Source organism: Streptomyces sp. NPDC004667 (assembly GCF_040609475.1).
In the GTDB taxonomy this organism is placed as follows: Bacteria; Actinomycetota; Actinomycetes; order Streptomycetales; family Streptomycetaceae; genus Streptomyces.
This window is the reverse complement of sequence record NZ_JBEXKC010000281.1, coordinates 1-1,028: the sequence shown is the minus strand read 5'-3', so window position 1 is coordinate 1,028 and position 1,028 is coordinate 1. Positions and strand designations below refer to the sequence as shown.

The window sequence follows — 1,028 nt, the reverse complement described above, 5'->3', positions numbered from 1 at the left end:
GATCGTCCGTGCGGTCATCGCGAACACCGCTGTGGACGGCCCAGACCGCGCTCCTCGCCTGAACGCGGGTCCGCGACGCACGGAAGAGGCGTGCGACCCGGACACGGATGCTTGAGGGCCGTACACCGGGCGCGCGGTACGTCACCGCTTCGTCATGACCGGGGGTCCTGGTCGGCCTCGGCCACGCGGTGCGGACGCGCACGGCTGCCGTGCCGGACGGGCCCGGGGATTCGGGCTGCCGGCGACACGGAATCGGCTGGGGTGGGCCGGGCCCCGAACGGGGCTCGGTGGATCCGCCCCGGGGGCCGCGGGTGGCCGACGCCCGCGCCGTCGGCCACCGTTGCCGTCCGGGCTCAGCAGCCTCCGCAGTTGTAGTAGAGGACGTCCCAGTGGTTGCCCTCGTCCGCGTAGACGTTGCCCGAGCCGGACTGCCACATGGGAGCTCCGTCGCCGCGCAGGCCGATGTAGGAGAAGGTGTTCTTGACGTAGCTGGTGAGGCACGAGGCCTTCGCGTAGTCGAGCTTGTAGCCGTTCCAGTGGGAGTACGTGCCGCTCGCGTGGCCGGTCTCGGTGCCGCCGGTGATGGTCAGGGCGCAGCCGGTAGCGCTCTTCAGCGTCTGGGCGCCCTGGGCCGTGGCGAGGTTGAGCTGATCGAAGGACGTGCAGGTCGGGTTGTTGCGGTCCGAGCAGTTGCCCGACGAGGACCATGCGATCCCGGCCTGGCGGAACATCGAGGTCGCCGTCGCATGGCTGATCTTGGTCGCCGCGTGGGCCTGTGTCGTGCCTGCCAATGCTCCGAAGCCCGGTGCGAACAGCGCGCCGAGGACGAGTAGGAGTGCGGTGACGACGGGTCGGGTCTTCACGTGGGGAGCCTCCTGCTGGGTGAACACGAGCGGTGGGGGCCGTGCCCGTGCGGGTCGGGCACCGCGATGGTGCCCGACCGGGCCGCCGTTGCGCCAGAGGGCCGCCTGCCGTGGCGTGCGACCCCGGCTCCCCTCCCCGGCCGTTCCCCTGCCGCTACGGATGTC

General features: G+C 71.8%; 1 protein-coding gene. It reads right to left on the bottom strand.

The genetic code is table 11. From position 1 onward, the window contains the following. Positions 1–353 precede the first annotated feature (353 nt). Entirely contained in the window at positions 354–863 is a 510-nt protein-coding gene (locus ABZW32_RS40065) for a hypothetical protein (protein ID WP_356225873.1), read from the bottom strand. Positions 864–1,028 lie beyond the last annotated feature (165 nt).